Annotated in this window: 10 protein-coding genes; 4 read left to right on the plus strand and 6 right to left on the minus strand. The window is 59.3% G+C overall.

Annotated elements, in window-relative coordinates:
- Positions 1-12 precede the first annotated feature (12 nt).
- On the plus strand, positions 13-789 hold the full coding sequence (locus tag FZE95_RS11690; RefSeq protein WP_223825044.1) for a transglutaminase-like cysteine peptidase: 777 nt from the start codon (positions 13-15) through the stop codon (positions 787-789).
- Positions 786-2,756 carry an EAL domain-containing protein gene (locus FZE95_RS11695; RefSeq protein ID WP_150301028.1) on the plus strand — a complete coding sequence of 657 codons (1,971 nt, stop codon included), beginning with the start codon at positions 786-788 and terminating at the stop codon, positions 2,754-2,756. The genes FZE95_RS11690 and FZE95_RS11695 overlap by 4 nt, the downstream gene beginning before the upstream one ends.
- Here the strand turns inward: FZE95_RS11695 and FZE95_RS11700 are convergent.
- From FZE95_RS11700 to FZE95_RS11720, 5 genes are all read right to left on the minus strand, one after another.
- Positions 2,748-3,071 (minus strand): DUF6122 family protein, encoded by a 324-nt coding sequence (locus tag FZE95_RS11700; protein ID WP_150301029.1) that lies wholly within the window; start codon positions 3,069-3,071, stop codon positions 2,748-2,750. The genes FZE95_RS11695 and FZE95_RS11700 overlap by 9 nt on opposite strands.
- Positions 3,071-3,700, minus strand: coding sequence for a DsbA family protein (locus FZE95_RS11705; protein ID WP_150301030.1), 630 nt, complete (start codon positions 3,698-3,700; stop codon positions 3,071-3,073). The genes FZE95_RS11700 and FZE95_RS11705 overlap by 1 nt, the downstream gene beginning before the upstream one ends.
- An 84-nt stretch (positions 3,701-3,784) precedes the next feature.
- On the minus strand, positions 3,785-4,732 hold the full coding sequence (gene trhO / locus FZE95_RS11710; protein WP_150301031.1) for an oxygen-dependent tRNA uridine(34) hydroxylase TrhO: 948 nt from the start codon (positions 4,730-4,732) through the stop codon (positions 3,785-3,787).
- A gap of 276 nt (positions 4,733-5,008) precedes the next feature.
- Positions 5,009-5,326: a BolA family protein gene (locus FZE95_RS11715; RefSeq protein ID WP_150301032.1), complete on the minus strand. Its 318-nt coding sequence runs from the start codon at positions 5,324-5,326 to the stop codon at positions 5,009-5,011.
- A 40-nt stretch (positions 5,327-5,366) separates the two neighbouring features.
- On the minus strand, positions 5,367-5,873 hold the full coding sequence (locus FZE95_RS11720) for a DUF2059 domain-containing protein (protein WP_190324555.1): 507 nt from the start codon (positions 5,871-5,873) through the stop codon (positions 5,367-5,369).
- 80 nt (positions 5,874-5,953) lie between these two features.
- On the opposite strand from FZE95_RS11720, the gene fumC reads away from it, so the two are divergent.
- A complete protein-coding gene (fumC, locus tag FZE95_RS11725) occupies positions 5,954-7,351 on the plus strand; it encodes a class II fumarate hydratase (protein WP_150301034.1) in 1,398 nt (465 codons plus the stop codon).
- On the opposite strand, the gene FZE95_RS11730 is transcribed toward fumC, so the two are convergent.
- On the minus strand, positions 7,346-8,323 hold the full coding sequence (locus FZE95_RS11730; RefSeq protein WP_150301035.1) for a DMT family transporter: 978 nt from the start codon (positions 8,321-8,323) through the stop codon (positions 7,346-7,348). The two genes, fumC and FZE95_RS11730, sit on opposite strands and share 6 nt — an antisense overlap.
- A 208-nt stretch (positions 8,324-8,531) precedes the next feature.
- Here FZE95_RS11730 and FZE95_RS11735 point away from each other — a divergent pair, with 208 nt between their 5' ends.
- Entirely contained in the window at positions 8,532-8,861 is a 330-nt protein-coding gene (locus tag FZE95_RS11735) for a 4a-hydroxytetrahydrobiopterin dehydratase (RefSeq protein WP_150301036.1), read from the plus strand.
- The last annotated feature ends 185 nt before the right edge of the window (positions 8,862-9,046 follow it).

A 9,046-nucleotide genomic window follows, 5' to 3' on the forward strand; every position in this document is an offset into this window, starting at 1 on the left:
CGGTTGCATCTGATGCACGAAGCAGCGCTGTTCGCTGCTTCGCTCGCCGGACGGGCGGGCACCCTCTCGCTGCGCCAGCCCCCATTTCTACCCCAACTATCTCGACCGTTGCGCTCGTCTCTGACGATTATCCGACCGCTTCTGATGCTGCTGTTGTTCTGCGCGTCAGGCCTTGCGCATGGCTGGGATATGACGCGGATCATGCAGCAGACAAACGAGCTCTACGAGCCGGACCGCGCCGCACGCAAGCGACTGCAGGCCTGGCATGCCTTGCTTGATCAACAGAAGCTTACCGGCACCGAGGCGCAGCTGGACGCCGTTAACCGATTTTTTAATGCGCAGCTGTTTTTTGCCGATGACAGGGTAATCTGGGGCGAGGCCGATTACTGGGCGACGCCCGTCGAATCGCTAGTGAACGGCTCAGCCGACTGTGAAGATTTCACCATCAGCAAATACTTCAGCCTGCTCAAGCTTGGCGTGCCGGACGAGCAATTACGCCTCACCTACGTCAAGTCGTTGAAACTGGACCAGGCACATATGGTGCTCAGCTACTACCCGACGCCACTCAGCGAACCCTTGATCCTGGATAACCTGGTGCGGAACATCCTGCCTGCCTCCCGGCGCAGCGATCTGCTGCCGGTATACAGTTTCAACTCACAGGGTTTATGGTTGCCCGGCAAGGTGAGTGACCGCCGTGTCGGATCGTCCCGGAACCTGCCCCAGTGGCAGGATCTGGCAAGGAAAATGCGCGACGAGGGCTTCGATATGACCCTAAGGACAGCACAATGAACACATCCCTGGTCCGGCAATTGACCCTGGCGATCTGCCTGTTTCTGCTGATCGCCGTCGGCGGCAGCTTCGTCATCAGTCTCGATAATGCACGCGACCAGCTCCGTCTGCAGCTCGGCTCACATGCGCAGGACGCAGCCACTTCGCTGGGGCTGTCACTTGGGCCGCACATCCGCGATCAAGCGATGGTGGAGCTGATGATCAGCGCCATGTTCGACAGCGGGCACTTCGCACGCATCCGTGTCTCGTCTCTTGATAGCGGTCAGATCCTTGCCGAGCGCTATCAGGCAACGACAGATACAACCGCACCCGCCTGGTTCAGTCGGCTGGCGGATATCCAGCCGCAACCGGGCAGCGCCACGGTCATGGACGGCTGGCAGCAGGCTGCACAGGTCGACGTGCTCAGCCACCCGCAGGCGGCGCTCGACAGTTTCTGGGAAAGCGCGCTGAGCATTCTGGCCTGGCTGTGCGTGTGCGCGGTGATCAGTGGTCTGTTGTGCACCCTGCTGCTCAAACGTCAACTTCAGCCTCTGCATTCGATCGCGCTGCAAGCCCAGGCGATCAGCCGCCGCGACTATCAAATCAATCCCATCATCCCCCGCGCAATCGAACTCCAGCCCGTGGCGGCCGCCATGAACCAGATGGCGGAACGGCTGAAAACGCTGTTTGCACAGGAATCAGCACGCGCAGAGGAATACCGCCAACAGGCCTATCATGATCCCCTTACCGGGCTGCCGAACCGGGTCGCCTTCGGCCAGGCGCTCGCAGCCGCGACACACGCCGAGTCGCCGGCGGGTCATGTTCTGGCGCTACGACTGCATGATCTCGAGACCATCAACCAGCAATCGGGGGCCGAACATACCGATGCCCTGCTGCAAGCATTCGCAGCACCTCTGCAGCGCTGGCAAACCAGGCAACCTGACTGGCTGTGCAGTCGGTCACGCGGCGGTGAATTCCTGATACTGGCGCCCGACACGACGCGGGAGGAATTGCAGCCCCTGGTAACTGAGCTCACAAACCTGATAACGGAACTGTTGCCCCAGCCCCCCGCCGCCGGCGAGCCAGCAGCGCTCGGCATTGCCGTATACCGCTCCGCTGATACGCCCCAAATAATCATGGGGCGGGTCGCACAGGCCCTGGCGGAATCACTGTGGTTGGCCGGACAACTCCAGCCCGGCCATGTTCTGGCGGACCCATCGACAACACAACCGGCAAGCGGCGAGCATGCCTGGCAGGCCCGCCTCGACGCGGCCATTGCGCAGAAAGCGTTACACGCCTTGTTCCAGCCTGTGTTCAGCTCCGGAACCTCAACGGCCATACTGCATTACAAGCTTCTTGTGCGCCTGGCTGAGCCCGATGGCTCCATGCTTCCCGCCGCCCGGTTTCTCCCCTGGGTAAGGCGGCTTGGCCTGGGCGAAGCCTTCGACCTCTGTGTGCTTGGGATGGCAGCCAATCAACTCGCCGCGCACCCCGGCCCCGTGGCCATCAGCATTACCCCCGAGACCCTGGCGACCCCTCAATCACGACGAAGCTTCTGCGCTGCGCTGCAGCAGCATGCTCTGGCAAAAGGACTGCTGAGCATCGAAGTTGATGCTCGCTACCATCCGGACGGAGCCGTCCTGCGCACTTTTTCCGAGGAGATTGCAAAAGCCGGGGGTGGACTCGCACTACAACACTTCGGGCATACCCCGGCACTGTTGGGCGAACTGCAGTCTACGGATCTGCAATATGTGAAAGCCGACAGCAGTTTTAGTCGCGATCTGGATGTTGAGCCGGACAAGAAGCTTTATCTGGAAATGCTGATACGCATGGCCAATCATCTGCAGCTGCCGGTCATCGCGGAGCAGGTACAAACCACCGGTGAGCTGGACGCTCTCAAAGCGCTCGGTTTCGACGGCATACAGGGAAACGTTCTGGCCGAGCCAGCCGCCTGGCCGCTGCCGACGAAGACGCCCGTCTCAGGGTAGAGGAAAGCCCGCCATGCGCCAGCAATCGCTGGCGTCGAGCAGCATGTGAATCAGCAGCCCGATTCCCACGAGTCGGGTGACGCTCCACAGCGACAACAGCAGATAGCCGGTGATAGCGGTATAGGTATGCAGAGGATGGAAGCCGATTGAACAACGGTTTGCGGCGAAAATCGGCTCAGCGAGCAGATGGTCCACATCGACCAGCATTGTCAGCAACATGATGCCCCATGCCCGGCCCCACTGCTGCCGGAAGAAAATCAATGCCACAGCGAGTGGGACCAGCGCATGCAGCGCCAGGTGAGTCGCAGTCGCCATCAAGCGTTCTGACCCGCCGCCAGCCAGCGCTGGAACAATGGCAGCACCGCGTCAGCCGATTGGTAACCATTGGTCAGCAAGGCCAGCGCGCCGTCGCGTTGTGCCAGCAATGTCGGGAAACCGGCAATGCCCAGATCGCGCGTCCATGAAATGTCGGCGGCGAGCGCGGCGCGGGTCATCTCGGCATCATAAGCCTGGCTGAACGCGTTGCGGTCATAACCAGCCTGCTCGGCCAGATCCATCAGAACCGATATCTGCCCCACGTCATCAGCACGCGTATAGAAGGCCATTTGAATATGGCTGATCAGCAGCCCCAACCTGTCGACTTCGAGCTCTCGCCCCACCACTAACGCCCGGCATACCGGCTCGGTGTTGTATTGAAACCCGGGTGGGAGCTCGTCAGGCGTAGCGAATGGCTGACCTGAAACGGACGCGACAGCCTGCCAATGCTCGGCAAGCGCCGCCCTGCCGCTGTCATTCAGGGTTTCGCCACGACCGGGGCGCAGGCCGCCCGCTACAAAGTGAACCGGCACGTCTGGCGCGAGCTGCTGGATCTGCTCCATTACCGGTGCGAAACCCCAGCACCAGGAACACATTGGATCCATTACGTAAATCAGCCGCTGGGACATGGCGCTCTCCATTGGAACATTGAGCCTGCGACAGCCGCAGGCAAGGCAACTTATCTCGCCATAAACCTGCGACTGCAAGCGAGGTCAGGATTCTCCCGCGTTCGGAGTGGCCTGCTCCTTGGGCAATCCGATAGGATGCGGCTGGTTGCGGATCCGCGCGAGATGAATCTGACGCTGACGCTCTTCGGCCCGGCGCCGTGTCTTCTCCGGCAGGCTATCGTAGCACCGCGGGCAGCTGACACCTTCTTCATACTGCGGAGAGGCTTTCTCCTCCGCTGAAATGGGATGGCGGCAGGCGTGGCACTGGTCATAGGAGCCCGGCGCCAGGTCATGGCGTACGGTCACGCGATTGTCGAAGACAAAACACTCGCCGTTCCACTTGCTCTGCTCTGCGGGCACTTCCTCGAAATACTTGAGAATGCCGCCCTTGAGGTGGAACACCTCGTCAAAACCCTGCTGCAGCATATAGCTGGACGCTTTCTCACAGCGAATCCCGCCGGTACAGAACATCGCGACCTTCTTGTGCCGGGTCGGATCAAAATTCTGCTTCACGTATTCGGGAAATTCGCGAAAGGTTTTGGTCTCGGGGTCAACCGCACCTTCGAAGGTGCCAATTGATACTTCATAGTCATTGCGCGTGTCTACCAACAGCACTTCAGGATCGCTGATCAATGCGTTCCAGTCCTGCGGCTCGACATAGGTGCCGACTTTCTCGTTGGGGCTGACGCCCGGAACGCCCAGCGTGACGATCTCCTTCTTCAGCTTGACCTTGGTACGGTAGAACGGCATTTCTTCACATACCGATTCCTTGTAGTCAAGATCGCTGAGTCGCGGATCACTGCGCAGCCAGTCCAGTACCGCCTCCATGCCTTCGCGGGAGCCGGCGATAGTGCCATTGACCCCTTCACGGGCGAGCAGGAGCGTACCTTTCACGCCGTGGTGCGTGAGGGTTTCGAGCAGGGGCTGGCGGAGATCCTGATAATTTTCGAGCGTGACGAACTTGTACAGCGCCACAACAACAACCTGGGACATGCGTGCCTCATATATTCAGTAGTCGCCCACGTAAAGGGCGTACCTGGTTCGGGGCGCGATTCTAGCAAAGATGCTGCGGCAACAGAATCGCTTGAAATACCAGAAGGCTGATGGCCGCCTGCTTAGCGGCAAGCTTCTAGCTCTCGGTGAGGTTCGGCGTAGCGCAGGCGCGCTACACCCCCAGGCTGTGCCTCGAGCCGCGTTCGGACTCAACGGCAAGCTTCTGGCTCGCGGTGAGGTTCGGCGTAGCGCGGGCGCGCTACGCCCCAAGGCGGATCAGTCCTTGTCTGCCTTGCTTCCGCCCATGCAGTTCGGTGAGTCGGGGGCCTGTTGCCGTGCGGCCCATTCGTCCGGGCTATAGGTATGCAGCGCCAGCGCATGGATCTGCTGCATCAGGTCGCCGAGACTGCGATACACCATCTGGTGCCGCTTGACGGCATTCAGCTCCTCGAACTCGGCGCTGACGATCACGGCTTTGAAATGCGACTCCGAACCCGGCGGCACGCTGTGCATATAGCTTTCGTTGGTCAGCTCCAGATGCTCTGGCGCCAGCCTTTGCATGGCCTGTTCAAGTGCGGCTTGTGTGCTGCCCATTGTCGTTCTCCTGTCAGTTGTCGGGCAGATTCTAGCTGGCTTAGCGCTGGTCCGTCTGCTTCGCCATGATCGCTTCTTCCATCTGGTCGATCAGGACCTCTATGCGCGGAGCCACTCTCCCCTGCACCCGCTCACGGGTAACCGCCATCGACTCGCGGGTCAGCTCGGGTAGGTACACCATTAACTTGGTGCCGACCCTGGACTCGTAAAAATCGGATAACTGGTCAAGTTCGTGCTCGGTAAACACCGATGTATAGAGGGCGATCATCTCGTCGCGCATGGCATCCCAGGTCAGCTCCTTGTCCAGTTCAAGCCTGGCTTTATCCTGATACTCACGCAGCACGTGTTCGGTTTGCATCGAGCCGCCCATGCGTGCAAATTGGGCGGCCATCAAATCGTCGACCTGCTCGTATACGGTATTGGTCATGCTTTCAGCCTTGGCAAGCTTGAGAAAGCGTTCGGCACTGGCACGATGCGACGCCTCGTCGGCTGCAGCAGCCGACGCCAGACCCATCCAGCAAACCCAACCGATAACGAATGCGCGCATGACGTGTCCACACATAGGAGAGTAACGGTAACTTCTATACTGGCAGCGATATTCAATATTCACCACTCGCGGAGACTCACATGAACACGCGTACAGAATCAGACAGCATGGGTGACATAGAGGTGCCCGCGGATCGCTATTGGGGCGCCCAGACTCAGCGCTCGCTACAGAACTTCGCTATCGGTGAAGAACGGATGCCGCCTGCAGTCGTGCATGCGCTCGCGTTGGTAAAAAAGGCAGCGGCGCGCAGCAACCGGCAGCTTGGCAACCTTGACGAACAGATCGCAGGCTTGATTGAACAGGCCGCAGACGACGTGCTCAGCGGAGAACTGGGCGAGCATTTCCCGCTATCGGTCTGGCAGACGGGCAGCGGCACACAGAGCAATATGAATATCAACGAAGTCATTGCCAACCGCGCGAACGAGCTTGCCGGCCAGCCCCTCGGCGGCAAACAGCCGGTGCATCCAAACGATCACGTGAACAAGTCGCAAAGCTCCAACGACACCTTTCCCAGTGCCATGCACATCGCGGCAGCAATCGAAACACGCGAAAAACTGGTCCCCGCCGTGACCGCCCTGCGCGACGAACTGCACACGCAAGCTGAACGTCACGCCCGGCTGATCAAGATCGGTCGCACGCACATGATGGATGCGACGCCAGTGACCTTCGGCCAGGAACTGTCGGCCTTCGTGGCGCAGCTGGACATGGGTTTACAGGCCGTAAACGCAGCATTACCGCAGGTTTATACGCTGGCCCAGGGCGGCACAGCCGTCGGCACCGGCCTGAATACTCCGCCGCGCTTTGCAAGCTTGTTTGCCGAAGAAGTCGCCAGCCTCAGCGGGCTGCCCTTCACCAGCGCGGATAATAAATTCGCTGCGCTCACCGGTCATGAACCCCTGGTTCAGCTGCACGCTGCCTGCAAACAGCTGGCCGTCACATTGATGAAACTGGCCAATGACTTTCGCCTGTTGGGCAGTGGCCCCCGGGCAGGGTTTGCTGAGTTGCGGCTACCAGCCAACGAACCCGGCAGCTCCATCATGCCGGGCAAGGTCAACCCGACCCAGTGCGAAGCGCTATCCATGATCGCCTGCCAGATTCAGGGTAACGATGTGACCCTCGGCATCGCTGCAAGTAACGGTCAATTGCAGCTGAACGTATTCAAACCGGTGATCATCCATACCCTTCTGCAATCGATCCGGCTGCTCACTGATGGCTGCGACAGCTTCCGCCGCAACTGCCTGGAAGGTGTGGAGCCAGACGAACAGCGCATGCGAGAGCATCTGGATAACAGCCTGATGCTGGTCACCGCGCTGAATCCGGTAATTGGTTACGACAAAGCCGCGGACATTGCCAAGAAAGCGTACAAGGAAGGCTCGACGTTAAAACAGGCAGCGCTGCAACTCGGCTACCTCGACGAAAAAGCCTTCGACGAAGCGGTGCGGCCGGAGCAGATGCTCGGCGACCAGACCGCATCATGAGGCCGGCGGAGGCGTAACGGACAGCCGACGCAGGCGGCGATTCTTCAGATTCTGGATCAGGCTCGGCGCCAGGGCGATCAGTGCCGAGCCGCCCACCACCAGCAAGGCGCCGACGTAAGCCAGACTGTTCAATAACTCAGGCTCGATCACGCCGGGCCAGATCATCGCCCCGAGCGCAACCATGCTGAAGGTGAACAGCGGCGTGGTAGCCACGGTGGCGCTTACCCGTGAAGCTTCCCAGTGGCTCAGCGCTTCAGCGAAGGCGCCATAGGCGATCAATGTATTCAGACAGCAACCAAGCAGCATCCAGAGTTGCAGGGTGCTCAGCTCCAATACCTGCAACGGCGAAGCCAGTGGAAAGATCAACACTGCACAGGCCAGATAGATCACCATCATCACTGTCACCGATGACCATACGGTAAGCAGCTGTTTTTGCGCCAATCCGTATAGCGCCCAGGTGAAAGCGGCGCCGAGAGTGAGCAGTATCCCCAGGGTATAGCTGCTCAGCTGGGTAAACAGCTCTTCCAGCCGCTGGTTGAAAAACAGCACAAAGCCGAGCGAAAGCGTGATCAGACCGATTACCTGACCCACACCAAACCGCTCTTTGAAAATTACCATGCTGCCCAACATCAACATAACCGGTGCGCTCTGGATCATCAGCTGCATGGTGCCCGGCGTAAGTCGGCTCAGACCCATGACGTACAAGATGTAATTAAATGCCAGACCAAGAATAGCCACGACCAGCAGCCAGCGGTTGGTGACCGAGAGAGCCCGAACCGAGGGTAAACGACGCTGCGCTGCAAGCCAGATGAACAGTACGATGCCCGCGCTGCACATTCTGAACCAACTGACAGTAAAGGCATCCATGCCCTGCAATACCTGCTTGAGCATGATCGGCAACACGCCCCAGAGCGTGGTGGTAGTCAACGCCAAAACGAAACCGTACAACCAGCGACCGGATGAAACGTGCATGGGGAAACTCGAATCAGATAGAACGGGGAGGAGGAATATCCCGCGCATTGTAAACGCGTCCATCACACCGAAACAGTCACAGCTGTCGGCGCGCTGCAAGGGCAACTGTTCCGGTTTGGATCTCGCGCCCCAGCCTACATTCAGCTGCTAAGCTCAGGTCAGCTTGCTTCGTGCGAACGCAATCAAACCTGAACCTGTGGAGAACCCTATGAGCACACTGGCAGACGAACCCCTCACCCATGGCGACCAGACCGCGCTGGACTCAGCCGCCCTCGAGTCGCTTACCAGCAACCTGGACGGCTGGACCATTAACCGTTCAACAGACATTCCGCGGATAGAAAAAACATTCAAATTCGCCGATTTCGCCAGTGCCCTGGCGTTTACCAACCGTGTCGGAGAGCTTGCCGAACAAGAGAATCACCACCCTGCGTTACTGACTGAGTGGGGCAAAGTAACAGTGAGCTGGTGGACGCATACTCTGCATGGTGTGCACCGCAACGACGTAATCATGGCAGCACGGACTGAGCGTTTAGCCTAGCGGCGTTTCGATTACGGGCCCGCTACCGCAACAGTCGACTCAGCCCTGTCGCCACGCTTCGCCCGGAAATTACCGTTACCGGATCAAAAATCGGATTCAAATCTCAACATCACACTGAAGTCAGAACGAGCCCGCCGGCTGTCGGGCTGGAGCAAGTGTTGAAAACAGGGATGTTTTCACCAAGC

Source organism: Pseudomonas profundi (assembly GCF_008638305.1).
Lineage (GTDB): Bacteria > Pseudomonadota > Gammaproteobacteria > Pseudomonadales > Pseudomonadaceae > Halopseudomonas > Halopseudomonas profundi.